The organism is Paenibacillus sp. J31P190 (genome assembly GCF_059692075.1).
Map to the genome: position 1 here is coordinate 276,383 of NZ_JCAUAS010000002.1, position 26,222 is coordinate 302,604.

22 protein-coding genes are annotated in these 26,222 nt (G+C 46.1%); 4 read left to right on the plus strand and 18 right to left on the minus strand.

The features are described 5' to 3' along the window. Positions 1-3 precede the first annotated feature (3 nt). The 9 genes from AC58U0_RS04885 to AC58U0_RS04925 all read right to left on the minus strand — a co-directional run bounded on the left by AC58U0_RS04885 (position 4) and on the right by AC58U0_RS04925 (position 12,284). The gene (locus AC58U0_RS04885) at positions 4-1,437 is read right to left on the minus strand and encodes a S41 family peptidase (RefSeq protein WP_497377904.1); all 1,434 of its coding nucleotides are present in this window, start codon (positions 1,435-1,437) and stop codon (positions 4-6) included. Positions 1,438-1,519: 82 nt separating this feature from the next. Continuing rightward, positions 1,520-4,147 carry a DNA mismatch repair protein MutS gene (gene mutS, locus AC58U0_RS04890; RefSeq protein WP_497377905.1) on the minus strand — a complete coding sequence of 876 codons (2,628 nt, stop codon included), beginning with the start codon at positions 4,145-4,147 and terminating at the stop codon, positions 1,520-1,522. A gap of 412 nt (positions 4,148-4,559) precedes the next feature. Then, positions 4,560-6,026 (minus strand): putative amidoligase domain-containing protein, encoded by a 1,467-nt coding sequence (locus tag AC58U0_RS04895; RefSeq protein WP_497377906.1) that lies wholly within the window; start codon positions 6,024-6,026, stop codon positions 4,560-4,562. A 145-nt stretch (positions 6,027-6,171) separates the two neighbouring features. Then, complete coding sequence (cotE, locus tag AC58U0_RS04900) at positions 6,172-6,738, minus strand: outer spore coat protein CotE (protein ID WP_057302335.1); 567 nt, start codon at positions 6,736-6,738, stop codon at positions 6,172-6,174. A 114-nt stretch (positions 6,739-6,852) separates the two neighbouring features. Next, entirely contained in the window at positions 6,853-7,812 is a 960-nt protein-coding gene (locus AC58U0_RS04905) for an aromatic acid exporter family protein (RefSeq protein WP_497377907.1), read from the minus strand. A 70-nt stretch (positions 7,813-7,882) separates the two neighbouring features. Further along, positions 7,883-8,677 carry an ABC transporter permease gene (locus AC58U0_RS04910; RefSeq protein ID WP_497378250.1) on the minus strand — a complete coding sequence of 265 codons (795 nt, stop codon included), beginning with the start codon at positions 8,675-8,677 and terminating at the stop codon, positions 7,883-7,885. Between the two features lie 40 nt (positions 8,678-8,717). Next, positions 8,718-9,491 (minus strand): ABC transporter ATP-binding protein, encoded by a 774-nt coding sequence (locus AC58U0_RS04915; RefSeq protein ID WP_497377908.1) that lies wholly within the window; start codon positions 9,489-9,491, stop codon positions 8,718-8,720. 48 nt (positions 9,492-9,539) lie between these two features. Then, positions 9,540-10,553 (minus strand): ABC transporter substrate-binding protein, encoded by a 1,014-nt coding sequence (locus AC58U0_RS04920; protein ID WP_057302331.1) that lies wholly within the window; start codon positions 10,551-10,553, stop codon positions 9,540-9,542. Positions 10,554-10,763: 210 nt separating this feature from the next. Continuing rightward, complete coding sequence (locus tag AC58U0_RS04925) at positions 10,764-12,284, minus strand: carboxypeptidase M32 (RefSeq protein WP_497377910.1); 1,521 nt, start codon at positions 12,282-12,284, stop codon at positions 10,764-10,766. A 142-nt stretch (positions 12,285-12,426) separates the two neighbouring features. On the opposite strand from AC58U0_RS04925, the gene AC58U0_RS04930 reads away from it, so the two are divergent. Next, positions 12,427-12,753: an iron-sulfur cluster biosynthesis family protein gene (locus AC58U0_RS04930; RefSeq protein ID WP_497377911.1), complete on the plus strand. Its 327-nt coding sequence runs from the start codon at positions 12,427-12,429 to the stop codon at positions 12,751-12,753. Between the two features lie 51 nt (positions 12,754-12,804). After that, positions 12,805-13,395, plus strand: coding sequence for a beta-class carbonic anhydrase (locus AC58U0_RS04935; RefSeq protein ID WP_497377912.1), 591 nt, complete (start codon positions 12,805-12,807; stop codon positions 13,393-13,395). A gap of 293 nt (positions 13,396-13,688) precedes the next feature. On the opposite strand, the gene AC58U0_RS04940 is transcribed toward AC58U0_RS04935, so the two are convergent. The 8 genes from AC58U0_RS04940 to AC58U0_RS04975 form a co-directional block, all read right to left on the minus strand. Further along, on the minus strand, positions 13,689-15,806 hold the full coding sequence (locus tag AC58U0_RS04940) for a hypothetical protein (RefSeq protein WP_497377913.1): 2,118 nt from the start codon (positions 15,804-15,806) through the stop codon (positions 13,689-13,691). A gap of 127 nt (positions 15,807-15,933) precedes the next feature. Continuing rightward, complete coding sequence (locus AC58U0_RS04945) at positions 15,934-17,112, minus strand: ABC transporter permease (RefSeq protein ID WP_497377914.1); 1,179 nt, start codon at positions 17,110-17,112, stop codon at positions 15,934-15,936. After that, a complete protein-coding gene (locus tag AC58U0_RS04950) occupies positions 17,109-17,825 on the minus strand; it encodes an ABC transporter ATP-binding protein (RefSeq protein WP_497377915.1) in 717 nt (238 codons plus the stop codon). Before AC58U0_RS04950 ends, AC58U0_RS04945 begins: the two co-directional genes overlap by 4 nt. 27 nt (positions 17,826-17,852) lie before the next feature. After that, the gene (locus tag AC58U0_RS04955; RefSeq protein WP_497377916.1) at positions 17,853-19,583 is read right to left on the minus strand and encodes an efflux RND transporter periplasmic adaptor subunit; all 1,731 of its coding nucleotides are present in this window, start codon (positions 19,581-19,583) and stop codon (positions 17,853-17,855) included. A 127-nt stretch (positions 19,584-19,710) separates the two neighbouring features. Beyond that, the gene (locus AC58U0_RS04960; protein ID WP_497377917.1) at positions 19,711-20,319 is read right to left on the minus strand and encodes a hypothetical protein; all 609 of its coding nucleotides are present in this window, start codon (positions 20,317-20,319) and stop codon (positions 19,711-19,713) included. Between the two features lie 101 nt (positions 20,320-20,420). Next, positions 20,421-21,875 (minus strand): sensor histidine kinase, encoded by a 1,455-nt coding sequence (locus tag AC58U0_RS04965; RefSeq protein WP_497377918.1) that lies wholly within the window; start codon positions 21,873-21,875, stop codon positions 20,421-20,423. Beyond that, positions 21,868-22,596, minus strand: a complete 729-nt coding sequence (locus AC58U0_RS04970; RefSeq protein WP_497377919.1) for a response regulator transcription factor — start codon at positions 22,594-22,596, stop codon at positions 21,868-21,870. Before AC58U0_RS04970 ends, AC58U0_RS04965 begins: the two co-directional genes overlap by 8 nt. Continuing rightward, on the minus strand, positions 22,593-23,126 hold the full coding sequence (locus tag AC58U0_RS04975; RefSeq protein ID WP_497377920.1) for a DUF309 domain-containing protein: 534 nt from the start codon (positions 23,124-23,126) through the stop codon (positions 22,593-22,595). The genes AC58U0_RS04970 and AC58U0_RS04975 overlap by 4 nt, the downstream gene beginning before the upstream one ends. 181 nt (positions 23,127-23,307) lie before the next feature. Here AC58U0_RS04975 and AC58U0_RS04980 point away from each other — a divergent pair, with 181 nt between their 5' ends. After that, a complete protein-coding gene (locus AC58U0_RS04980; RefSeq protein WP_497377921.1) occupies positions 23,308-25,230 on the plus strand; it encodes a glycosyl hydrolase family 18 protein in 1,923 nt (640 codons plus the stop codon). A gap of 342 nt (positions 25,231-25,572) precedes the next feature. On the opposite strand, the gene AC58U0_RS04985 is transcribed toward AC58U0_RS04980, so the two are convergent. After that, a complete protein-coding gene (locus tag AC58U0_RS04985; protein ID WP_057302319.1) occupies positions 25,573-25,788 on the minus strand; it encodes a hypothetical protein in 216 nt (71 codons plus the stop codon). 181 nt (positions 25,789-25,969) lie between these two features. Between AC58U0_RS04985 and AC58U0_RS04990 the strand changes: the two genes are divergently transcribed. Beyond that, positions 25,970-26,128 carry a DUF1540 domain-containing protein gene (locus tag AC58U0_RS04990; protein ID WP_082562085.1) on the plus strand — a complete coding sequence of 53 codons (159 nt, stop codon included), beginning with the start codon at positions 25,970-25,972 and terminating at the stop codon, positions 26,126-26,128. Positions 26,129-26,222: the final 94 nt, after the last annotated feature.

Here is a 26,222-nt window from a genome sequence, read left to right on the forward strand (position 1 = left end):
TTCTTAGTTCCCCTTTACAGCGCGGATGGAAACATTCTCCCCTTGATCCTTCACTTCCAGCTGCGGAAAATAATCATCGAAAAGATCAACATTGACGTAGCTAGTCCCGTTTTCAATGATTAGCTTGTCTGCCTGGGCAGGAATGGCATGCGTTCCTTTATTATCGGAAATATCGACTGTACGCGTCATCTCGTTCCATGTAATCGTAGCTCCAACAAGTGCAGCCAGGCCGCGTGTTGATGCATATAATTTGCCATTTTCACGGAAATTACCGAATCCGCTTCCTATTTCCACGCCGTTATAAGTCACACTGTGTTTGGAAATCTCAACGTTAATATCTGTAATCCCCACTGTCTGTAAAGCGGTAATCAATTGTGCAGAAGCTCCGTCCACTTTGATGTCCGGAGTGATTCCGACTTTGTTCACTTTACGCTTATTCGGCGTTAAGTACTCTTCAACGGTCACTTTCAACGCACTGTTGTTATCCAATTGATAAAGCTGTTGTACACTGCCTTTGCCATACGTTTGCATGCCGATCACTTTAGCAACATTGTAGTCCTGCAAAGCGCCCGACAGCACTTCCGAAGCGCTTGCGCTATACTCATTGGCTAAAATGTAAAAAGGAATAGACAATTCCGTTCCGCCCGTGATCAACACCGGATCATCCACGCCATTGCGGTCTCTAGTATGAATCAGAACGCCTTCTTTAACAAAATGCTTGGCAATGTTCTGAGCGGTATCCACAAGACCTCCTGGATTATTACGAACATCTAGAATCAAAGATTTCAAACCTTTTGCCTGTAGATCCGTAAGCTGTTTACCAAAATCCTCGTCCGCATCGCTTGAAAAATCCGTAATTTGAATGTAACCAACACCATTCGCAAAGCTCTTGCTATACACTTCAGGTACATTGATCCCTTTACGAGTAATCTCAACGGTTAATTCTTTGTCACCGCGTTGTATGGTAACTTTTACTTTCGTCCCCGCTACACCAACAATTTTGTTTCTGACTTCATCGATAGAGGTTGTAGAAGCTGGGACGCCATCCACCGCGCGGACATAGTCATCACGCTGCAAGCCGGCTGATTCAGCTGATGAACCTGCAAAAACCTCGGATAAATACACACCTTTGTCATCAATCCCGATTCGAGCGCCCATGCCGACGTAATTATTTTCTAAGGAGCTGGAGAACTGACCGTATTCTTCTTGGCTGAAAAATACGGTATATGGATCTTTCAGACCTTCTACCATTTGCTTAATGCTTTGATTAGCTAGCGCTTCTTCTGTTACACCACTTACATGCAGCTTCCCAATGATTTCTCTGACTTGCTGTGTTTGCAAATCTTCTTGTGCCAACGCATTTAAGGGCAGAACCGTCATAAGAGCCGACGCCAGTGCTAGTGTAACCTTCATTGTTTTCATTCTTGGTTGTTTCATGTGCGTCTCTCCTCGAATATATGATTAGGCTGAAATGTTGCAAAAATGGAACTGCGAAACAATAAAAACTTACACAACAAGCTTATTGCAGCTTTTGCTTCCATTCGTATACTAAATTGAGCGCCTGCAGCGGCGTCATATTGATTAGATCGATCCCTTTCAGCTGGTCGAGCACCAGCTGAGATTTGCCGTCCGGCTGCTTCTTCTTGACAGCCGTGTTTGCCGTGCTGTCTTCCTCGAAGAGGGACAGCTGCTGTATGGGAGCTGCCGCCTGCGGGACGGCAGCTGTCGTTGCGGCGATCTGCGCAGCGCCCGCAGCCCGCTCTTCAAACCCATTCAGCAGCTCATAGGAGCGCTGAATGATGTCCTCGGGCAGCCCCGCGATTTCGGCACAGTAGATGCCGTAACTCGTACTCGCTGCCCCGGGAATGAGCTTGCGCAGGAAGGTCACCTGCCTGCCGCTCTCTTTCACAGCCATGCAGTGATTGCGCAGATGCCCAAGGCTTTCTTCCAGATGCGCAAGCTCGTGGAAATGCGTCGAAACGAGCGTCTTGCAGCCGATCCGGTCATGCAGGAACTCGATGACCGCTTGCGCGATCGCCATCCCTTCCCCGGTCGAGGTGCCGCGGCCAAGCTCATCGATGATGACGAGGCTCTTGCTCGTCGCCTTCTCGGTCATCACTTGGATGTCCATCATCTCAACCATGAACGTACTCTGACCGCCGATCAGATCATCGGCAGCGCCGATCCGCGTGAAAATTCGGTCGGTGACCGGAATACGCGCAGATCTGGCAGGTACGAAACAGCCGATCTGCGCCATCAGGCAGATCACGGCGACCTGCCGCATATAGGTACTCTTACCGGCCATGTTCGGTCCGGTAATAAGCAGAATGCGGCCCTCATCTAGCAGCAGGCTCGTTTCGTTCGCGATGAACGAGCCGTCTTGAATGACCGCCTCCACCACAGGGTGGCGGCCTTCTTCAATCTCGAGATCGAAGCCTTCGCCGATCTCCGGCTTGCGGTAGTGATGCGCCGCGCTGACCGTGGCCAGCGACTGATACACGTCGGCGGTAGCGATCACTTCCGCCAACTTCTGTAATCTGGAGATATGCTCAGAGATCCGGTCGCGAAGCTCCGTGAACAGCTCATACTCCAGATCAACCATTTTATCCTGCGCTTCCAGAATGAGCGCTTCTTTCTCTTTGAGCTCTGGCGTTACGTAGCGCTCGGCATTCGCAAGCGTCTGCTTGCGTTCATAGCGGCCTTCCTGCAGCGCGGACATGTTCGCTTTGGTCACCTCAATAAAGTAACCGAACACTTTGTTGTAGCCGATTTTGAGCGACTTGATGCCCGTCGCCTCCCGCTCCTGACGCTCGAGCTCCGCGATCCACTGTTTCCCGTTCTTACTGGCTTCCCGGAGTTGATCTAAGTATGGCTGGTAGCCTTCACGGATCATTCCGCCATCCCGAATGGATACAGGCGGCTCGTCCTCAATGGCGCTAGCAATCCACGACATCACATCTTCACAGGCATCCATATTTTCGACGAGTTTGCGAAGCGTTTCCGAACCGGAAGCTGCACATACTTCTTGAAGCAGCGGAACCTGCTGCAAAGAGTGCTTGAGAGCGATCATATCGCGAGCATTCGCATTCCCGTAGGAAATACGAGCAACTAAACGCTCCAAATCGTAGACTTCCTTCAACGCTTGCTTCACATCTTCTCTGACAATGAGCTGATTGTAGAGCAGATTGACAGCTTCCAGCCGCTCTTCGATGCGTGATACGCTCATGAGCGGCTTTTCGATCCAACGGCGCAGCATACGGGCGCCCATCGCTGTTACTGTTTTGTCGAGCAGCCAAAGCAAAGAACCTTTTTTCGCGCGTTCACGTACCGTTTCAACGAGTTCAAGATTTCTACGCGTAAAAGGATCCATCGTCATGAATTGATCGGGCTCATATACCCGGATATGCTTCACATGAGTCAATGCTCGTTTTTGGGTTTCTTTCAAATAAGCAAGCAGCAAGGCAACGCCTTGACGGTTCAAAGCGGATAAAGTAGGCAGTGCGGCATCCTCAGCAAAATGCTCATCCAGCAGTTTTTCATCCACTTGCGTCCATTCCGTTAGCACCGTACTGCGTCCCCAAGTGAGGCCTGTTTCCCGAATTGTTGTTAATAAACCTTTATCCGTAATAATCTCCGAAGGGTTGTACACATTGAGTTCATCAACGACGAGTTCCCATGAGTTAGAAAGCCGTGTTGTATATAACTCCCCCGTTGAAATATCGCATGCCGTAAAAGCATAACCATGTTCCTGACTCACTAGGGAAACGATGTAATTGTTGCTCGATTCGCCTAGAAGCTTGCTATCCATAACGGTCCCCGGCGTAACGATACGAACAATCTCACGTCTCACGACACCTTTGGCTTCAGCAGGGTCTTCTACTTGCTCGCAAATGGCGACTTTATACCCTTTCTCGATTAACCGAGACATGTAATTGTCCGCCGCATGATGAGGGACACCGCACATCGGGATTTTCTCGTCGCCGCCGCCTTCTCTACCTGTTAACGTAATTTCCAACTCTCGTGAAGCATTAATCGCATCATCAAAAAACATTTCATAGAAATCACCCAGACGAAAAAACAAAAAAGCATCCGGGACTTGCGCCTTCACGGCCAAGTATTGCTGAATCATCGGCGTATATTGGGCCACCTTGCGTTCCTCCAACCAATCACTATATTCATTGTCAAAATCTATGAAACTAGCAAACTTCATTTTCATATGTGTGCAAAAAGAATGTCAGAGGGCGAGCCTCTAACAGACTGCTATTCAATACCTTTTCCCAATGAACTCCTGGAATAAGAGCCCCTAAAGACTGCTATCCATCCACTTTTATTACCTTTAGCGAAAATAGAAGCTTCTAAAGACTCTTATCTTATCAGATACGCTTCATTTTCCAATGATTTCTCGAAATAAGAGCCTCTAAAGACCGCTATCCATCAAACAGCAACACTTTTATGTAAAATAGCAGCTTATGAAGGCTCTTATCCAACTGTAAATGCACCATCCAAATGTGTCCCCATGCACAGATTAAAACCATTTCAAATCTCTTATAGATACACTATTATAACATGATTTGTTCTTCAAAAGCTTCTTTACGATGGTAGGGTGTAATTTTCCAAGCTTTACGAAAATCAGCTCTTTCGTTCCATGGCTCCATTGACGTGATTCTTTCTCGGAGACGTTCCAGAACGGCAGCGAATACGTCATAGCCCTTCAGCTGCTCAAGATCCTGCCAAAGCTTCGCAACTGTAGCTTGAAGCCGCTGCTTATCCCCACGATAGTAGGCCGCTTGAATCTCCGGATCCTGCAAGGGCTGCCGAGGCAGCAGCCAGTAGTTATCAGCAATGAGCGAGGCTAGCGCGAACACACCGCGCGTGATATCGGGCGAATGCAGCCAGCTAGGCAGAGTACGGTACTCGAAGCCCCCATGCGACTTCTTGCGGAAGTCGCCAAGGAAGCCGTACCGAGGGCGGCGTTCTCGCGTCGTGTCGCCCTCGATCAAGATCAAGGGCAGCGCGAGGTAATTATCGAGCGCGCGCAATAAATGCCCATTCAGCCAACAGCGGCTGAAGTGGATATGCCCGCCGAGGGGGTAGCCCCCCACCGGCATGCCGCCCGAGAGCCACGAGAGGCTCTCGTCGTCGATCTTCCGCGCGGCGAGCTGCATCGTAGATCGCAGGTTCCTCGCCAGCTCGCGCGGGTCTGTGCTCGGCTGCGGGCGCAGCTCCGCCAGCGGCAAGATCAGGCGATGTCCGCTGAGCACGACGGCATCGCAGCCGACTTCGCCGTCCCGCGTCAGGAAGCGGTCGGCGAAGACGACCTTGCCCTGCGGGCTGAGCAGCAGGAACTCGGGGTCGCTGCCGAGCATCGCCCGCTCCTTGCGCCGCAGCTCCTTCGCGATAGCGATCTCATAGCGATCGATCGCCTGCGCGAACAACTGCGCCAGCTTCCCGTTCAGCTTAGGAACGGGATCCACATCCAATACCAAGGTGTGCCCGCTAGGCAATACACCTATGGTGACAAGGCCATAGTCTAGGCCGAGTGCATAGACAGCTTTTACAGACTCACGGCTAGCCCTTCGAACATGAAAATTGGCACGATCTGGTGTAACTTCTATGTATGCCGAACTGGCATTTAATTGTCTTTGATCATAGAGAGCTTTCTCCGACAACAGAAGCGTCTCCTTCTTCTCATAAACAGCCAATGTCTGTAAATGAAATACAGCTACCTTATATTTATGTGTGAATGCTAATCGCTCATCTTTGGCACTTCGGCCATTCTGCCAAGCTACCGTCTTGATGCCGTGCAAATGAAGCAGTTCTTCCCGTTTCGAACGCATCTGAGCCCTAAGAATCGCCCTGATCGGCTGCAGCGCCGGCTTCAACGGCCACTCATCATGAGCAGTTCCCCAATGGATGATGACCTGACCTCGCCAATCGGCCGGCAGCCTTGAACCACTGGGTATGCGGATGAGATCCGCTAGCTCCAGCGCTTCTTTTTCCTGTGCGTGCAGTAAGAATGTTTCCATCCATTTTGCCCCTTCTCCGTTCTCATTCCATCCTCACAGTCCGTGCATCTGATCAAAAAGCCCATTTATTGAAATAAAACAAAAAAGAGGGCAAATGCCCTCTGCCGAACCTCTTTCACCCGCATACACTGGTGTATAAGATTCCTTAATCCAAATCATCCTCAAGCAGATCGGCGTCCAGATCCTCGAAATCTCCATCGCCGTTGTCATCGAAATCTACATGCTTGTCGTCGAAGTCACTGGGGCCGTAGGGGCTAACAATGACGAAGACTTTCGTTTCAGCGACCAACTCAACTTGGAACTCCCGTTCCACCCGAATGACTACGCTGTCGCCGCTAGAAGAGATACTTGCTTCCACACAGTTCGGCTCTTGCGTTGCGACAGCAGATACTTCAGCAGTTGTTGGCCTATGTTTTTTGTCCAGATAACTTAGCCCAACAATTTCTACATAAGAAACGGTTTCTTTTGCTACATCTGTTTTGGTGTTACGATCGTAAGAATACCAGATGTTGATATCATAAGTACCAACTACCTCTACGCCCTCTCCAGATTGGATCGACTCGAATTGGTTATTAATAATCCAAGCGCCCAATATACTGGTCGGAGAAAAGGGCGGAGTCACGGTATGACTTACATGCGAAAATTTGCGACCTTTACCGCAGACAGCTTTTGTAATGATCTCTCTGCTTTGCAAATCTTTATCTAATGACATCCTTTCAACCTCCTCCATACAATCATTCATTACAAGTGTATGCAGGACAGCAGTCTAGAGTGACAATTATTTTATATTATTTTTACGATATAAAAATACTCATATCTTTAAGAGTCAACCCGCCTCTGGGCGCTGTTTTTTTTGCTTTTTGGCTATAGATAAATATTGCATAAGCTCCCTGTTAAGCTGTAAAATGGCAGATCGCACCTCGAATTCTTCCCGGCTTTCCGGCAAAGGCAGCTGTTTATAACGAGCATCTAGAACTTGCAATTCTTTCTCCGCTTCACCAGTATAGTAGTCTTCCTTAACGGTTTGACTAATATCTTCAAGAATCGCTGCCACCCACTCCCCCTGCGGCAAAGTTTGATACACTTGGGCAACCAGATCGATCATTCGGTGGATCGACTCCAACTGCTCCCCTCTCATAAAGAAATATACCTGCAAGTAGGGGTCTCCTCCGAAAATGAGTGTATTCTCCATCGTACGTTTAGCCAGCCCTGCCCCTTGATCAATCTCTTCACTAACTTCCAAAAGCTCCTTGCCATCCCACACAACGGTATTATCTCTCAAATGCTTAGCCATGTTTACGAAAATATCCGAAAATAGCGCCTCGATTCTTTGCTTATGCCTCTCGATCGCTTTATCCGTCTTAGGCATATAGGCGATATTGATGAGTGTCGCTGTACCCAATCCAATGAGCAGAAGATACATTTCATTCAGAACCGCCGTCCATCCGGCAGTTTCATAGGCGAAGAGATGCAGCATAACAACTGCCCCGGTCACCGCCCCCTCCGTAATCCGCAGCCTATGAAGGACGGGAAACACGACGAGGATGAATATACTGACAACCCACACATGGAACCCCAATACCATAAAAAGTAGAGAGCCTGCGAGAAGCGCGAGCATGGAAGCTAAGATCCGATGAAATGCGCTTTGAATCCCTTTTTTCTTCGTCACTTCTATACCCAGAATAGCAAGAAGTCCCGCTGCCGCAGGCGTTTTTATTCCGAATACGTGCGCTAGATACATCGCTATTACGACCGCTAGCGCTGTTTTGAGCACACGAAAGCCCATAGCTTTTTCACCTCGTTGTTGGTTTTAACTATGGGCTCATTATTTCATTTTGGGCATAAAGTGGCAAGGCTTATCGATGCTTTGTCATTCTTTTTTCCAAATTGGACACAATTTGATACATAACGGTAGCCACAATCGCAATGACGAACAATGTAGAGATAACCAGTGTAAAATTAAACACTTGAAAACCGTATATAATCAAATAACCAAGACCCCTTTGCGATACGAGAAATTCGCCTACGATCACACCGATCCACGCCAGACCTACATTCACTTTCAAAGTCGAGACGATGGCGGGGAATGAAGCGGGTAGAATAGCTTTTAAGAACACTTTTCGCTGATTACCCCCAAATAAAGTGACGACCTTTACATAGTTGTTATCCACCTCTTTGAAGCTCCCGTACACGACTAGGGTTGTGATTATAACTGTTATTGAAAGTGTAGTTGCAATAATCGAAAGCAAGCCTGGACCCAGACCTACGATAAATAATGGTCCAAGCGCTACTTTAGGCATACTATTCAGCACAACAATATAGGGATCAAGCACGCGGGAGAGAAACGGCGACCACCAAATCACAACCGCTAACGCCGTACCGAACAAAGTGCCTAACACAAAACCGATAATGGTTTCAACGACCGTTACGCCCACATGCGGAAGGAGGCTGCCATCAAGGAGTTTATCCCAGAGCAGCTTAAAAACTTTCGTTGGATAACTAAAAAGCAGCACATCGATCCACTTTAAACGGGCCGCCATTTCCCAGAAAGAAAAAAACAACAGCAGGATGGCTAGTTGAACAAGCCTTACATAGTTCGTTTTCTTTTTCCTTTCAGCCAAAAATTGCTGATGAACTTGCTGTGTAAGCATATCGTCCGCTTTTTCGTTGAGACGCGCCTGCTGCTTACCATCACTCATGATGCACGCCCCCAAACTCCTGCCAAATCAATCGAAAAAGCACATGGAAATCGGGCAATTCCCGCGCTGCGAAAGGCACGGAGGACCGAATTTCCTGCGGAATTATAAATTCTTTGCGAATTCGTCCCGGATTAGGGTTCAGCACAATAATACGATCACTCATCGCTATTGCCTCAGAGATATCATGTGTCACAAGGAGTGCTGTCTTCTTCTTCGCACGAAGAGTCTCTACAACCAAATCCTCCAACTGAAGCTTGGTCTGATAATCGAGCGCGGAGAACGGTTCATCCAGCAGAAGCAGTTCAGGCTCTGTGGCTAATGTTCGTACTAACGCGACTCGCTGACGCATGCCCCCGGATAGCTGAGCGGGATAATAATCTTTGAAGCCGAGCAGCCCCATCTCATCCAATAAATGAAGCACATCCTGTTTTTTCTCTTTGGTTAACGTTCCTGTAATTTCTAAACCCATACAAGCATTGTCTTCAATCGACCGCCATGGGAATAAATAATCCTGCTGAAGCATATACCCCACCCTTGTCGATGGACCGTCTACGATCCCTCCCGCAACAGTCACCGTACCCACTGTCGGACGAATAAGCCCGGCAATGATCGACAAGAGAGTTGTCTTCCCACAGCCACTTGGGCCGATCAGACTAACGAATTCACCACGCTGGATTTCAAAATCAATCTGCTCAACAGCAAGTGTAGCTCGTTCCTCTGTCACATAAACTTGTGTCACGTCTTTTACAGTCACAGCTGTATCCATGTTCGTCCCCCCTCTTGTTCGATTCATCGACATGCCTAATGCTGATTACTACGGTTTTACGTTCGATTTCGCTTTCTCTGCAAAGCTATTGTTCACTAGCTTTTTCCAAGCTACCTTTTCTTTCAACTCACCTGCGGAAGTCATCACATCTAGCAAATTGTTCCATTCTTGTTCATCAACAATGCCGTCCGTCGCGAATGATCCTTGATCCTTATAGCGTTTAACAACACTTTTTACAATTTCTACATCGATATCTTTAAAATAAGGCAGAACCGCATTCGTGATTTCATCCACACTTTTCGCGGCAACCCAAAGCTGAGCGCGTTGTACCGCATTGGTGAACTTCTGAACCGTTCCTGCATTTGATTTCAAGAAGCTTTGTTTGGTCATAAATACCGTGTAAGGCAGGTGTCCGCTCTCCACACCGAAGGAAGCCATAACGTAGCCCTTGCCTTCTTTTTCAATAATGGAAGCTTGCGGTTCGAAGAGCTGTACATATTCCCCTGTTCCCGATGCATACGCGGACGCGATATTAGCAAATTCAATATTTTGAATAAGCTGGAGATCCTTTTGAGGATTGATGTTGTGTTTCTTCAATGTGAATTCGCCAGCCATCTGAGGCATGCCGCCTTTACGTTGGCCGAGGAAAACAGAGCCTTTGAGCGAGTTCCAGTCGAACTTATCTACTTTCTTCCTAGCAACCAGGAAGGTACCATCCGTTTGGGTCAGCTGCGCAAAATTAATAACCGGATCATCCGAGCCTTGTTGCGATACGTAGATCGAAGTTTCCGATCCAACTAAAGCTACATCAATAGCGTTTGACAATAAGGCTGTCATCGTTTTGTCGCCGCCTGGTGTGGTGGTCAATTCAACATCAAGCCCTTCATCCTTGAAAAACCCTTGCGATAAAGCCACATACTGCGGAGCATAAAAGATAGATCGCGTGACTTCACCAATACGAACCTTTGTTGTTTCTTCGCTTTTCGTTCCGCACGCCGAAACGATTAAACTGAGCAGTAGGACGGCGGATAATGTGAATCCCCATCTTTTCCGATTGTTCATGGACGTCCCTCCGATAAAAGTAGTAATGTATCCTATGCAGGAGCCCAGAAGTCGGTTAATATTGTTTTTTGATTCCACACTATATGCATTTTGTGCATCAGAATTATGTGCGAACGTGCTTTGGAGAGCATGACCTGCAAATTGTGCAGCTATATAAAAAAACAGCACCCCAAGGCAATATTCCTGCCTCAAGATGCTGCTTTACTCACTTTAAATACCGTAAACCGTTTGGTACTTCTCTTCCAAGTATTGGACCAGATAGTCGGGATTCAAATCTTCACCAGTCACTTGGCGAATGATTTCATTCGGCGTCAAAAGCTTGCCATGCTGGTAAACTTTATCCGTTAGCCATTCCTTGATCGGTACCAGATTGCCTTCAGCAATCAAGCTGTCGAAATTCGGGAGCTCTTTGCGAAGGGTATGCGTGAATTGCGCCGCGTACATATTACCGAGTGCATAGGACGGGAAATAACCAAACGCACCACCAGACCAGTGCACATCCTGCAGTACACCCTCGCCGTCATTCGCTGGAACCACACCCAAATACTCTTCGTATTTGGCATTCCAAGCTTTAGGCAGATCAGCTACGGCAATCGTACCGTTGAATAACCCTTTTTCCAGCTCATAGCGAATCATAATATGTAAGTTGTAAGTCAATTCATCGGCTTCTATACGAATTAATGACGGCTCGATATGGTTTATAGCACGATAGAAGGAATCCGCGTCCACATCATCAATTTGCCCGCTGAACGTCGTTTGCAGCTCGCCATAGTAGCGATCCCAGAACGCTTTACTGCGTCCGATCACATTTTCCCAGAAGCGGGACTGTGACTCGTGAATCCCCATCGATGTGCCTGTGCACAGATTCGTACCAACTAAGTCTTTGGAAATGTTTTGCTCATACAGCGCATGTCCACCTTCATGAATCGTTCCGAACAAAGCAGATGTGATATCATTCGGCAAATAGCGTGTTGTGATCCGAACATCACCTGGGTTCAGTGCTGTTGCGAACGGATGCACCGTTTCATCTAATCGGCCCGCTTCAAAGTCATACTGCATTTGCTTCAAAATGGAAAGTGAGAACTTCTTCTGCTTTCTAATTTCAAATTGTTGATCCAAAAAGGATCGATTAGGCTGATTGGCTGAAGCTTGAATACGTTGAAGTAAGGGAACCGCTTTTTCACGCAGCGCACCGAAAACTTCGTCTAATTTCTCAACGGTCATTCCCGGTTCATACATATCCAACAAGGTGTTGTATTTATTGCCTTCGTAGCCCCACAGCTCAATAAATTCTTGAGTAGTAGCAACGATTTTCTCCAGATATGGTTGGAACGAAGCCCAATCGGAGTTATGCTTCGCATCTTCCCAAGCGGATTCTGCTTGCGAGGTAAGGACGACATAGGCCTGATATTTCTCGGCCGGTATTTTTTTACTGCGATCATATTCTTTTTTACATTCTACGACCATTTTTTTGGAAATGGCATCTAGCTTCTCTAATTCAGAAGGCTGCATGAAAAAGTCCAAATAACTTCCCATTTCATCGGATGTAGACATACGGAAAACTTCGGTGGACAGCTCTCCGACGACTTCAGAACGCGTTTCTATTCCTTTTTTTGGAGCGCCGGTACGCATATCCCAATAAATTAAGGCGATGGCCTCCTCGTACTGCTTCATTTTGCGGACATAGGCCTTGAAAGATTCCAGCTTTGCTGGGGCTGCTTGCACACTCATGCTCTAATCTCCTCCCAAAAGTTTCTTATTTTATCATACTTCGTCCCCTACTCAGAATCAAATTTATGCTGGGGTATGATAGAATAATGACAAGCTTAGGTAAGAAACCTAACTGTGCAAACACTTGAAGGAGATGACTCTTATGAAAATCACGTTTACCGATACAGCTATTCATAGATTGACACCATTTACTTCTGGCCAGAATGAAGCTGTCTTAAAGCTAGTTTTTGATACAGAAGACTGCGGCTGTTCCGTAAACGGAGTGCCTACCCTTTGGCTGGTTTCCCAAGCAAATGATGATGATCTTACCGCTGAAACCGATACTTTCAATCTCATTTATAAAGCTAAGGATGAAATCTTTTTTGAAGAAAATATGAAAATCGACTACCATGAAGGAAATAAATCCTATATACTTAAGAGTAATAATCAAATTTATAATGCGGGTATGAGCTTAGTCGACAAAAGATAAAACTGCTAAAAATATAGACAAGCAGCACATCAACTTACCTGGAGGGAAACCATGTCTTTGATTAGCGAAATCTTGAATTACAACAAGGAATTCGTAGAAACGAAGCAGTATCAAGAGTTTCTGACTACGAAATTCCCAGACAAACGGATGGTTGTTCTTACTTGCATGGATACGCGGCTGGTCGAACTGCTGCCCAAAGCCATGAATCTTCAAAATGGAGACGCCAAAATCATTAAAAATGCCGGAGCGATTGTCTCTCATCCCTTCGGAAGTGTTATGCGTAGTATTATCGTCGCCGTCTACCAGTTGGAAGCGGATGAAATATTCGTTATTGGGCATCACGACTGCGGGATGACGGGATTGAATTCTGAGAGTGTAATTACGAAAGCGAAAAACAGAGGCATCTCCGATGATGTCATTGAGACACTGGGACATTCAGGCATCGACTTGTCTCGCTGGTTAACAGGCTTTAATCATGTGCGTGAAGGCATCGAGAAAAGCGTTAACATCATTCGAAACCATCCCTTGCTTCCCAAAAATTTACCTGTTCACGGCCTCATCATGGATCCCGAATCAGGTCGACTCGATTTGGTGGAAGTCGGTTATGAATCAGATGGTTCCATTTCTCAAAAAGTGGAATGAGCTAGCCCAAAAATACAAATAAAGAAGCCTTTCAATCCACTTTAACGTGGAGTTTAAGGCTTCTTTTTCTATGACTTCTAGCATTGTGCCAACTTCTACGCATATCAATATCAAAAAAACCTGGACATTAGCCAGGGTTCTTCGTTTAACAGCCCCTCCCAGCTACTTGGACATCTGCAACGATGTAAAACATCGTTACAAGCCACACACTGCACGGATATCAGGCCTTATTCTTATCTTACAAAAAAGGCGCTCTCCCCCGTATCGGGGGATGCGCCGTTGCTCTTACCGTGTTACATTTTTATCGTTTTCACTAAGCGTTTAGCGTCGCCGTTAGGTGTTGCTACTACTTCATACACGTTGATGCTGACATCGGAACTCAATTGTTCGGATTTGATATTGCCGAAATCAATGAATTGAACGCCGGACATGATTTTTTGCTGCCCTGTGAAGGTCATCGACTTGGAGCTTAGCAGTCGTCCTTCCGAGTCAACAACTTCAAAAGCAAGTGTTGAGAAGTTCGCATCCGTAATCACCTGCTCCTGCCTCTTCACATCCAAATCCAATCGCAACCTGTAAGCATAAGATGAATCTTTGCTATATGTAGCGCTCACAGAGTAATCCTTCAAGTCAATGGTGAATGGATACAAGGAGATAGCGCCTGTACTTGGTATTGGTTGAATGGCTGTTTTGTATGACCCCACCGCTAGGCGATTGGCATCATAAACATTGAGTGCAAGCTGATCAGCTTTCTCGCCGGCAGGCAGCATGTAAGAATAACTCATCACATAGCTAGTATTGGGTGCGATGGTTTTCGCTACAGCTGACTGACGAACGCCAGAGTATGTGTAGCCTTCAGCGCTTGTCAAATCCGTTTGGAAATCCGGAACGGTCAAAGACGTTGTTCCTTTATTCGTCAGCTTATACTTCGCAACAACTGTCTTAAACCCGAAGTCCGAATTCTCACTCATCCCAAACTCCACAAGGGATACATCGACATTCGAATCAATGAGATTACTTGCCGTAAGCTTAAATGGTGTGCCTAGGGTGTAATCTTGTGCGGCTGCGTAAGAGGAGACCTCTCCACCATTTCCTGCTCCGGCAAGCGTAGTTACCGAAACCGGTAAAGCTGCCGCTTGCTTGCTGCTGCTTGCGTCCGTATTGCCGGTTCCTGTACTAGGCTGTGTTGTCGTAGAAGCAACCGCCTGCTTCTCAAGCACAACCAATTGCAGTGCATCAGTGTTCAGCCCTGCAGGCAAAATGCCAGAAAACCGGAATGTCGTTGACTCATTCGGTGATAAATACGACGTACGTACGGCGTTATCACTAGAGGTAACAGCTACACTTCCTCGAAGTGCTTGGAACTCTGCCGATAAGGCAGGTATGGTCACAATTCCATCGCTTTGATTCGTTAAGGTCACATTGGCTTGCAAATGCAATCCATCCGATTGCTTACTTGCCGCTGCCCAAGAGGTTGAGATCGATAGGCCGTTAACATCCAGATTTGGATACTCCGTCTTGTAACCGATTTTACCAATTGAGAATGACTTCGCAACATTCAGTGAACCCAAAACGGTTGTCTTCACCTTTCCTTTTGGAGAGAATATCAATGCCAAATCTTTGGTCTCAAGCGCTGCTGGAACCGCAGCTTGTAAGGTGGCTTTAACAGGCTGCTGAGGAAGCAAGGATTGCCCTTCTACTTTGGCAAACTGGGCACTGTATGTCAGCCCTTTGCTGTCCTGGAAATTGTATTCAAGTCCATCTGGTAGCTTGAGAGTTGAACTACTTAAATTTTCAAGCAGTAAGTCGGTATACACCATCCATGCCCCGTCTTTATATACTTTATAGCTTTTGCCTAATTGGGCAGTTACTAACGCATCATCAGCAAGTGTGGAGTCCAGTTCCTTCAAATTCAGAACCGCTTGTTGAAGCACGGATTGACCCGACTCCGCCAAAGCAGCCTCTACGGACAAAGCGCCAATATCTTCCATCGCGTTATAATTCCATTCGAAAATATCGACCTTTAACTGGGACGGAGTCAAATTTGAAGGAATTTCAGAAGTAAATTTGAACGTGCCGGTTTCTCCCGCTTTCACACGCGCCGTTACTTTCTCACTCAGCTTCGCGGTGTAAGACACTCCATTCGTGTCTATGACTTTGACCCCATAGTTATTGAAATCAACCGGAGAGCTGCTGTTATTGTTCAGGCCTAATGAGAAGCGAAGTGAGCCATCCTCAGCCCCCGCAGACAAGGTAACTTTGTCCAATGTAAAGTAGACGGAATCACTGAGAAACACGCCCTCCTTCCCAGCAAAAGCCGATGTTGCAAAGGGGAATGTTAGGAAGCTTGCTGCGGTTAGCATGATAGCCGAACGACTGAGCAAGCGTTTCATCTTTTGTTGTTGTTTCACAGGTAGTCCTCCTTAGAGTTTTCGTAGAAACTTACTTCGTAAGCGTCTACTGAGTTTGCTTTAGTAAAACTGGCATCGTAAGCATAGTCTTGAGTTTTCGTAGAAGCATAGTCTTGCATTTCTCAAATCAATCAGATCGCAACGCGTCAATTGGTCGCAATTTGGACGCTTTGTTCGCCGGATATAAGCCAAAAATAACACCGACAAGCACGGAAAATAAAAAGGCATACAAACTAATATCAAAAGATAAACTGGTTGTTTGCTTGGGGCTAAAATAAGGCAGCGCATAGGATAATCCGATTCCAAGCGCAAGTCCAATCATTCCGCCCATACCGCTGATGACGACGGCTTCCACGAGAAATTGCAGCAAAATATTTCTGCGCTTGGCGCCAATCGATTTGCGAATCCCAATTTCACGCGTTCGTTCACTCACCGTAACTAACATAATATTCATGATTCCGATGCCGCCGACGAGTAAAGAGATTAACGCAACAGCCACTAATTGATTCGTAAGCGTATTCGTTGCTTCAGTCCGTGCTTTAAGCAGTTCATCTTGGTTCGTTAAAATGAAGCCTGTATCGCTTTTGAACTTGTACGTCAAATACTGCTTCATTGTCTCTTGAGCGGTGTAAATATCATCCTTCGTCGGCGCTTCAACGTAGGTTGTGCGAATTTGCCCCAGCTTGAATTGCCGTCTTGCTGTTTCCAAAGGCATAATCACTGCACTGTCGACAGAAGCCCCGCCGATGTTAGAGCCCTTCTCTTTCAGAGTTCCAATAACATTGAACACGACTCCGTCGATATTGATATCTTCACCTACAGGGTTTAGCTGACCAAAGAACGTTTTAGCCACTTCACTACCCAGTATTACGACATTCGAGCGAAATTCTAGATCAGCTGGGGCGAGATTCCGCCCCTTGTCAATATTGGCTTTGATAATGTTAAAATAGCGATCGTTCGTACCGATAACGTTGTACTTCTCCTGCGTACGATCATATTTAATGTTGGATCCGTTCTTCGTCATCGTTGGCGCAATCGACTGGAACTCCGGAAAATTCTCGAAATTCATCAGCTCATCATAATTCAATTGCGTTGCACGTCCGTTACCGGTCGCGGTGACAACTAGCAGATTCGTCCCCATGTTCTCGTATTGCTTGGCGATTTGTTCTGATGTGCCTTGACCTATCGATACTAAGGTTACGACTGAGCTTACTCCAATAATGACGCCTAGCATGGTTAAAAATGTTCGCAGCGGACTCGATATGATCGTACGAAGCGACATTCGAATGAGTTCACTTAGCTTCATACGCTCACCTCATGCTGTGCAACCATATGAATGTTATTCCGATAGTCATCAATAATGACGCCATCCTTAAGGGAAACGACACGTTTGGCATTGTCGGCAATGTGATGATCATGCGTAATCAATACGATGGTATTTCCTTGTGCATTCAGCTGCAGGATTAACTCCAATACTTCTTCACCCGTTCTGGAGTCCAAAGCACCGGTTGGTTCATCCGCTAAGATGAGCGAAGGGGAGATCGCAAGCGCCCGCGCGATGGCCACACGCTGCTGCTGGCCGCCTGATAGTTCACTTGGCTTATGATGACCACGTTCTCCCATCCCGAGCATCTTCAACATGTTGTTAGCCCGCTCCCGCCGTTCCTTCCTTGGAATGCCAGCATAGATCATCGGAAGCTCCACATTTTCCATAGCTGACAAACGAGGCAATAAATTAAATTGTTGGAAAATGAAGCCGATCTTCTGGTTTCGCAGTTCAGCAAGGGCATTATCACCCATATTCTCGGTCACAACGCCATCCAGCGTATAACTGCCTGTCGTAGGCACATCTAATAAGCCAATCGTGTTCATGAGTGTCGATTTCCCTGATCCACTCGGTCCGATAATGGCGACAAAATCACCCTCGGCAACGGAAAGCGATATGCTGCGCAGAACATGAAGATCTTCTTCCCCGCGTTTATATGTTTTGGTAATCTCTTTCAGTTCAATGATATTCATACCGCAATAACTCCTTTCCCTGCCGCATTATCTAGTACCGCCACCGCCGTTAGTACGAGCAGCCCCCGTATTGCCCCCAGCACCACCGTTACCGCCTGCACCTGCTCCGCCTTGGAATCCTGCACCGCCTGCTCCGCCACCAAATCCACCAGCGCCGCCGTTTTGCTGGAACTGCTGTCTCAAACGATTAATTTCATCTTGGCTTAAATTCTGCTGTCTCTTCACGACAGGCAGAACAACTTTATCGCCTTCTTTAAGACCCTCAGTGATTTCGATTTGCGTTTTGGAGCGAATACCAATTTTAACCTCGTGTTCATTATCAACCGTACCATCGGCTTTCTTCAGAGAAACTACACGCTTCCCTTTTTGTGATTGCAGCGCCTCTGGCGGTAAATAAATAACGTCTTTTTTATCTTGAATTAAAATTTCGCCAGTTGCCGTCATCCCATATTTCAACATATTGTCTTTATTTTCAGCAGCTAGGACAACATCATAGAAGGTTACGCCATTCGTTGTCGTTCCCACAGAAGAGATTTGAGTTACTTCTGCCGGGAATATGCGTCCAGGGTAAGAATCAACCTTGATTTCAGCTTTCATCCCCGTCTTAATATTGGGTAAATCCAGCTCATCCACTTGCACCGGCAGCTGCATTTTCGCTAGGCTAGCAACAGCTCCGAACTGCGTACCATTGGTTACCTTACTTCCGACCCTGAAATTACTCAAAATATCATTTTTCTTATTCACAAAGTCGGTTGAAAATACGCCGTCAAAGGGAGCAACAATTTTGAGGGAATCCACCTTGTCCTTAGCCGAGTCCACTTTAAACTTCTGCCGTTCAAGAGCAGACTGTTTCTCCAGAATATCATCGCCTAGCGTATCATTCACGAAGGTTGCGATCGTATCGCCTTGATGTACCATGTTCCCCGTTTTGAAAGGTAATACGGATATACTCCCCGTCGTCCCAGCCAAAATCGTCATCACTTTCAGATACTGCAAGGCACTCTTGCCTTGTGAATCGACGGTTCGACCACCAATAGTAACAGAGCCCGACACATTCGTTCCTGCATCCATGGAGTTGTCATTCGGGACAGCAACTTCGATGTCGATCAGTTTACCGCCTTTTCCATCCGATTTTGGATCTTTGGAGATACTTTGAATCGATCCTGTTTTCGTGATCATAAATCCATCTAATGTAATATCCACTGGATCTCCCTTATGAAGCTGCGAAGCATCTTCCACAAAGAAAGGAAGGGTTACGGTTAAAGTACTTAAATCACCAATCGTGGCAATTTTGGTCGATTTATTGATTGTAGACCCTAAATCGATGTTATTCGCGTATGTAAGTTTACCGGAAATAGGTGCTTTAACACCCATTAATCCTTGCTGCTGCTGTAAGGCATTCAGATCTTTCTCAAGCTGTTCATATGTCAGTTGGGCATCTTGCAAATCGCTTTCCAAGCTTGTACTCGTTAGTTCAATAAGCACATCTCCAGCTTTAACCGCTTGGTTTCGCGTTAAATTAATTGATTTAATATTCGCATTTTCTGTAGATGAAATCGTTTGTGTATCTTTGGGCTCGAACTGTGCCGTGCCGGAGACGGAGAAGCGGATATTCCCTTTTTTGGCATCGACCGTCACCTCTTTAACGGCAGCAGCTTTTGCTTTCTTCCCTTTTCCACCGAAGTAAGCATACGAACCACCTGCACAAACGCTTACTGCGACAATCACAATGAACCACTTACTGCGATACCATTTCATGAAGTGACTAACCCCCTTAGAATTTACGCCAGAAAACTGGCTTCGAAAGCATATGCTTAACTTTTTTGCTCAACCAACACTTACAACGTAAGCCTAAAAGTGTTTCTACATCGCTTGCCGCTTACATTTAATCATGTTTGGACGTAAGAAGCTCCATTAGCTGCTGTTCTACACTTATTCCCATATTTCTTTGGTCAAAAAGCTGAAATTCACCGTTCCCACGGTCCGTCATACCTGCTTCTACTTGGCGCTCCGCCTTTCTTTTTTGAATAAACGCATTGACTCGCTTTTCCCGTTCTTCCGAGGATACCTCTTCACCCCGATTGTCCATCCGCTCCGCTATGCGCTTCTTCATTTGCTTGGATTGTTCATCCAGAAATGTTCGCTGTGGAAGGGTTAAGCCATTGATGACTTGTTTCTGTTCGGACTCGGTAATGCTTCCTTCATCCATACTTTTGCGAACATAAGGCAGAATAGCCTCAGCCTGCTTGGGCGTAATCGTTAGAGAGGCAAGCCGATCCATTCGAATTAATCCCTGAAACAGCATAACGAGCTGCATCTCTCTAAGGTTTTGGACATCTTCAGCGGGGAGGGCTTCCTGTGGAGTTTTCGCAGATGATGGAGAAGGCGATACCAATGCAGATGTGCTATCAAGCAAAGGCATGTGCCCACTGCAACCACTAAGCAGGAAGGAAATGAGCGTTAAACGCAGCACCATTTTCCGTGTGTATTTCACCTTACATACACCTCCAAAACAAAAAATCCTGTCCAACAGCAACAGGATACGAAATAATGATGAATTAAGTTTGCTTTAGATGTAAAATTATTGTGAATTATCTACGAAATACGAGGAAAAGTAACACGAAATTCGGTGCCTTCGCCTACCCGACTGCGAACATGTATCGTTCCATTCATACCAGTAACCAAATGCTTCACAATCGTAAGTCCAAGACCCGTTCCTGTCTTAATGTCTGACCGCGAAGTTCTTGCTTCGTCTGCTTTGTAGAAACGATCCCAAATGCGTTCTAACTCGGCATCTGTCATCCCTTCTCCGGTGTCACGAACATACATATGGACCTCTCGCTCCTGCTCTTCTAGAGCTACCGTTATCGTTCCGCCCTTTTGTGTGAATTTCAACGAATTATAGATTAAATTTTGTACAATTTGGGCAAAACGATCAGGATCTAAGTGAACCTGAGAGGGCATCATTGCCGGTTCAGGAAGAATGAGGTGAAAGTTTATTTCCTTCGTTGCAATCGGTGCTTTCAGCAGCTCCAACGATTCTTCAAGCGTTTCTGCGATGGATACAGGCCTAAGCCGGAACACATCGACCCCATTTTGAATTTGTGCCAAATCTAATAGATCGGTCACAAGGCGCTGCAGCCGTTGAACTTCTTGATCACAGATACGCAGGTAATGCGAATATTTCTCTTCCGGAATGACCTTATCATTCATGGCCACAATAAAACCCCGAAGTGTCGTTAACGGAGAACGAAGCTCATGGGATACATTCGTCAAAAACTCCTGCCTCGTTCCTTCCCATTCCTCCAGCTGTTCGACCATGAAGTTGAAGCTAGCAGCAAGCTGCCCTACCTCATCCTGTGAAGTTACCGGAACCCGTGTAGTGAAATCACCATGCGCGAGCTCAAGTGCGGCTCGATTCATCTGTTGAAGCGGACCTGCGAGTTTGCGAGAAATGATAAACAGAATGAAACCAACAGCTACCAGTGAAAATAATAAGGGAACCAGAATGTTAACGCGAACTGCAGAAATGGCTTCACTGATATCTCCAGCCGGAAAATGAAGAATGATGACCATAGGTTGTCCGTTTAGTTGATACGGGGCGTGATACGTAAACAGATTGATGGTTCGTCCATCAGGTGTCGGTAAACCAACCATGCCATAGCCGGTATGACCGTGAAGTCCATCGATAAAGAGCGTATCCATCTGTTTAGGAATAGCCCTCCCTTCACTATCCGAGGAGCCATTCAGAATGTTGCCCTTGTCGTCAACAAGCCAGACTTGTCCATTAATGCTTCTAGCCAAAATACGTACCGTATATTTCAGCTCTCGGGTTGAGATCGTTCCATCCTGTAATGAATTCATTAAGCGAGTGACTTCCACATTACGCTTCTCCATCAGCTCGATCTTATCTTTATAAAATAAATCTGTGAAATAGTAGTTCCAGAACAGGAAAAGACCAGCAAAAAATAGCACACAAGTCGCAAGAAAAGACAGGAAAATTTTCAAATATAAGCTGTTGCTCTTTCCCGCCAACCAACGTTTAAACATGCTGAACCACCTCGAAGGAGTAGCCAATTCCCCACAGGGTCTGGATGCACCACATGTCATGCTGTCCTAGCTTTTTACGCAAGTTTTTCACATGGGCATCAACCGTGCGCGTACCGCCTGTAAAATCAAAATTCCACACATAACCGAGTAGATCCTCTCGTGTAAATACACGGCTTGGATGACTGGTTAGGAAATACAACAGCTCAATCTCCTTCGGTGTAAGTTCAACCCGTTTCCCGCCGACCGTGACCCGATACTGCTCAATATCAATAACAATATTGCCGATCTCCAGCCATTTACGGGATGAATTTTGAGTTTGAGACAGTTCCATTGGCACTTGAATCGTGCGGCGCAGCACGGCCTTAATACGGGCAATGAGCTCATTCGGGTCGAAAGGCTTGACCAAATAATCGTCAACCCCCAGATTAAACCCTCTCAGCTTATCGATGGACTCCCCTTTTGCCGTGAGGAAAATGATTGGCGTTTGATGAAAGGGGGCCTCCATTTTGCGAATTTGCTCACATAACTCGTAGCCGGATATATCTGGCAGCATGATATCCAGTAGAACCAAGTTTGGTTTCTCGTTTATTATCGTACGAAGCACTTCCTGCCCTCGCGGCAATATAATCGCCTCATAGTTGGAGTGCTCCAAATACAGTCTGACGACTTCAGCAATATTCGGTTCGTCATCTACAACTAGAACTTTCCCTTCCGAACTCATCTAGCGCCACCCTTTTCCTTGCGGATCTGCTGCTGCCTTGCTCTTTCATTAATTACCTCTGAACGATCTCTCCGCGTATGTTTTTGAATGAGCTGCTCATCTTCCATTAGGCTTGGCGCCTGCCATATCAGCCCTCTTCTGTCACACTCTTTTAAGCAGAAATCTATAAGTTCCGGGTCCGTAATAGGCAAATTAATATCCTCATAAAGAAATTCATCCTGCTCTATAGAAGACCAAACCTGGTTAATAAGCTCTTGAAGCTTATCAGGGTTTAACCCCAAAGAAAGGACATGAGGAGCTTCCGCATTCCTTCCTGCGCTTTGCAGCATTTTCACAGCACCATTGCGGTTGCCTCTACGAATATGATACATACCTACTGCAATTTGAATTAGAGCCACATAGGTTCTGCTGCGTACATCCCCTGGATGCTCTTTCCAGAACTCCTCCATCACTTCATGGCATTCAAAATAATCCCGTTGTGCATGGAAATAAAGTAAATAATCGATATATGCCTCCGGATATGGCTTCATGAATCGTTCCCCTCACCTTGTTGTGATCACGGTAATGCCTAATTACTTCTCATGTTACTCGAAAGTTGTGTCATCGTCCAACATCAACAAGGGGATCGCTAACTTTCATACATTTTCCAGCGCAACCAAACTAGCATATCCTACGTCCAATTAAGTAGATTACTAGAAAGAGGCGTGATAGATGAAAATCGGGAAATGGATGCTCACAGGCACCCTATTATTATCAATGAGCGCACCAAATGCTGTTCATGCAGCAGGTGCGGTTCAATCTAGTCCGGACAAGACAACGAAATACCGCGTCTATCAGTACAATCATGTCCTCATGGAATTTGCGGCTTATGGGCAAGCAGAATCATTTGCAAAAGGCTTTACGAATAGTCATGTAGAAGAAATAAGCACTCGCAAATGGCTGTGGAACAATTTCCCTCGGTACCAGGTTTTTCAGTTGGATGTATCACTGCCTGAGTGGCAATTTGCCTCACTGGACGCAGCCATCGCTGAAGCCAAAAAATGGACCAACGCAAGTGTTCGGGACCTGCAATCCTCTGGTTGGGTGTGGAACAACTATCCTAATTTCCAAGTCTACCAAAATGAGATCACACAGGATTCATGGAAGTTTCTAACACAGAACGAAGCCGTTGCCGAAGCGAAGAAATGGGGCGGCGCCCATATTATTGATTTAAACAGTAATAAGTGGATTTGGGACAATATTTCAAATGAGGATAAGAAAGTGCTCCGCACTGGCGAGCTTACATACAAAGTGTATCAAGGTACATTTTCAGCAGACAATTGGGAATTTGCATCCTTAGAGGACGCCATTAATGAAGCTCTCAAATGGGGAAATTCAACAGTAGTTAATAAAAATACGAAAAAAACCGTGTATAGCAATCTTAAAGTTTATAAAGTATTTCAGAACGACACGTTTTTGCAGGACTTTGCTTCCTTGAATGAAGCCACAGATTACGCACGTCTATGGGGACACAGCTCCATCTTCATGGATGGCCGCAAAATTTGGAACAACTACGCCTCTTATCAAGTGTTTCAGAATACAGCGCTTATTGGCGAATTCAAGACGATTCCCGAAGCATTAAATTACAGTGTGCAGTATAGTAATTCTTCTGTTCAAACGCTCGATCACCGCTTCCTTTGGGATAACTTCAAAAAGCTGCAGGTATGGGGATGGAACGGCATGGCCGGTGGTGATGCGATTAAAGCGCATGTGAACAATACGGTCGGACTTGATGTTGATTCTCCGAGCTATTTCGAGCTTGCGGATGCAGCTGGTAATTTGAAGGATCAATCCAATGCGGATACGGTCAAATGGCTCCAAAAGAATGGTTACACCGTGTATCCGCTAGTCAGTAACCAATTTAACTCAACATTGACGACTCAATTTCTTGCGGATAGTGCTGCCCAAGACAAATTCGTTAAGGCCTTGGTAGACCGCTCCGTGCAGCTTGGTGTTCCGGGAATCAATGTCGATTTTGAAAGCTTGGCTGGTTCGGATCGTAATGCTTTTACAGCCTTCATAGCCAAATTGACCTCTTACGCTCACTTGAACAGCTTAGTTGTATCCATTGATCTGCCGCGTGGTAGTGTTAAATGGAACCATCTTTCTGCATTCGATCATGAGAAGCTGGGGAGTCTAGTAGATTACGTCGTCATCATGGCCTACGATCAATTCTGGCGTGGCAGTACATCTGCGGGGTCCGTTGCCGGGCTTCCTTGGACGGATGGCGGTATTCAAGAATTCCTTTCCTATGGCATTCCACGGGACAAAATCATTCTAGGTATCCCTTACTATGTGCGTGAATGGAAGCTGGATTCAGCCGGTGCCTTGCAAAGTAATCGAACCTTATTGATGAAAGACATCCCTGCTTTATTGGCTTCCAAATCAACCAAACAAACCTGGGACAAAACCTTCGAACAATATCGGATCGAGTACCAAGAGGATGGCTTCACCTATGTATTCTGGTTGGAAGATGAGGCTACAGTCAAAGCTCGTCTGGACATGGCGAAAAAGTACGACATCGCTGGTGTCGCAGCATGGCGGCTTGGATATGATCAATCGGACTTATGGAAATTGATTTTGCAGAATAAATAATAAGGGGAAAAAAGGACTTCCGCCAATGTGGGGAGGTCCTTTTGGTATCAATGTTATTCTTAACGGAACGACAAGCCGCTAACATGAAAGAAATCAGCTAAACATTGAATTAGCGGAACGAGAGGGCGTTATTCGATGAAATTTGAGCAATTCGAAGCAAAAACAAGGGAATAACGTCTCTACGTTCCTCGTTTGCTTGAATGAAAGCATATTTCACGTAAATAGCGTTTCTACGTTCCCTTTAGTGGAAGCCTACCATGGATAGATGGCTGCATGTATCCATGAAGAAGCTGTCCCTATAATTTATTTAACATTTTTGGGACAGCCCCTTTTTGATGCAGATCAGATAAGACCCCATTCGCTAAATATGGTTTCAGTTCCGCAGCCCGAACAATATTTGGCGTCCGGCTTGTTAACTTTATAGCACCCTTTGTGCAATAAGGTTTTCTCTTTGGTACACTTATTCTTAAGCGGCGCTCCACAACGAATGCAGTAGTTATCTTCTTTATCAGCGACAAATTTACATCTGACACATTGTTGCAACTCATCCTTAGCCATAGGTTCAACCCCTTGAAGTTTGGTAGCTACTTCATGTATATGTGGGCAGTCACAGCTAAGGTGAATAATAAACCAATCCAGCCTATGTATAAAAATAGGCCTCTTTCGCCCACCCTAAATAAGGGATGACTCTGTTCTCCGAACAAAGATCCCTATATATAATGGAGGAGGCGAAAAAGACATGGCTAAAGATGTTCTTTGTGAAGTGAATTCCTGTAAATATTGGGCAACCGAAAACAAATGCAATGCGAGCTCGATTTATGTCGTGAGTCACCGCGGCAATGACCAAGCACGTAATTCTGAGGAAACGGATTGTAAGACGTTTGAGTCTAAGATTTAGTGCGTTAGAGCTAGTGCATTAGAGCTAGTGCGTAACAGCTAGAGCGTAACAGCTAGAGCGTAACAGCTAGAGCGTAACAGCTAGAGCGTTAGAG

What these genes read in the sequence shown, in the direction of transcription:
- AC58U0_RS04935 (WP_497377912.1), top strand. Translation starts at nt 12,805, where the DNA reads ATGTCTTTGATTAGCGAAATCTTGAATTACAACAAGGAATTCGTAGAA.
- AC58U0_RS04965 (WP_497377918.1), bottom strand. Translation starts at nt 21,875, where the DNA reads ATGTTTAAACGTTGGTTGGCGGGAAAGAGCAACAGCTTATATTTGAAA.
- AC58U0_RS04905 (WP_497377907.1), bottom strand. Translation starts at nt 7,812, where the DNA reads ATGGGCTTTCGTGTGCTCAAAACAGCGCTAGCGGTCGTAATAGCGATG.
- AC58U0_RS04920 (WP_057302331.1), bottom strand. Translation starts at nt 10,553, where the DNA reads ATGAACAATCGGAAAAGATGGGGATTCACATTATCCGCCGTCCTACTG.
- AC58U0_RS04910 (WP_497378250.1), bottom strand. Translation starts at nt 8,677, where the DNA reads ATGCTTACACAGCAAGTTCATCAGCAATTTTTGGCTGAAAGGAAAAAG.
- AC58U0_RS04915 (WP_497377908.1), bottom strand. Translation starts at nt 9,491, where the DNA reads ATGGATACAGCTGTGACTGTAAAAGACGTGACACAAGTTTATGTGACA.
- AC58U0_RS04975 (WP_497377920.1), bottom strand. Translation starts at nt 23,126, where the DNA reads ATGAAGCCATATCCGGAGGCATATATCGATTATTTACTTTATTTCCAT.
- AC58U0_RS04980 (WP_497377921.1), top strand. Translation starts at nt 23,308, where the DNA reads ATGAAAATCGGGAAATGGATGCTCACAGGCACCCTATTATTATCAATG.
- AC58U0_RS04930 (WP_497377911.1), top strand. Translation starts at nt 12,427, where the DNA reads ATGAAAATCACGTTTACCGATACAGCTATTCATAGATTGACACCATTT.
- AC58U0_RS04945 (WP_497377914.1), bottom strand. Translation starts at nt 17,112, where the DNA reads ATGAAGCTAAGTGAACTCATTCGAATGTCGCTTCGTACGATCATATCG.
- AC58U0_RS04990 (WP_082562085.1), top strand. Translation starts at nt 25,970, where the DNA reads ATGGCTAAAGATGTTCTTTGTGAAGTGAATTCCTGTAAATATTGGGCA.
- AC58U0_RS04970 (WP_497377919.1), bottom strand. Translation starts at nt 22,596, where the DNA reads ATGAGTTCGGAAGGGAAAGTTCTAGTTGTAGATGACGAACCGAATATT.
- AC58U0_RS04950 (WP_497377915.1), bottom strand. Translation starts at nt 17,825, where the DNA reads ATGAATATCATTGAACTGAAAGAGATTACCAAAACATATAAACGCGGG.
- cotE (WP_057302335.1), bottom strand. Translation starts at nt 6,738, where the DNA reads ATGTCATTAGATAAAGATTTGCAAAGCAGAGAGATCATTACAAAAGCT.
- AC58U0_RS04895 (WP_497377906.1), bottom strand. Translation starts at nt 6,026, where the DNA reads ATGGAAACATTCTTACTGCACGCACAGGAAAAAGAAGCGCTGGAGCTA.
- AC58U0_RS04925 (WP_497377910.1), bottom strand. Translation starts at nt 12,284, where the DNA reads ATGAGTGTGCAAGCAGCCCCAGCAAAGCTGGAATCTTTCAAGGCCTAT.
- AC58U0_RS04885 (WP_497377904.1), bottom strand. Translation starts at nt 1,437, where the DNA reads ATGAAACAACCAAGAATGAAAACAATGAAGGTTACACTAGCACTGGCG.
- AC58U0_RS04985 (WP_057302319.1), bottom strand. Translation starts at nt 25,788, where the DNA reads ATGGCTAAGGATGAGTTGCAACAATGTGTCAGATGTAAATTTGTCGCT.
- AC58U0_RS04955 (WP_497377916.1), bottom strand. Translation starts at nt 19,583, where the DNA reads ATGAAATGGTATCGCAGTAAGTGGTTCATTGTGATTGTCGCAGTAAGC.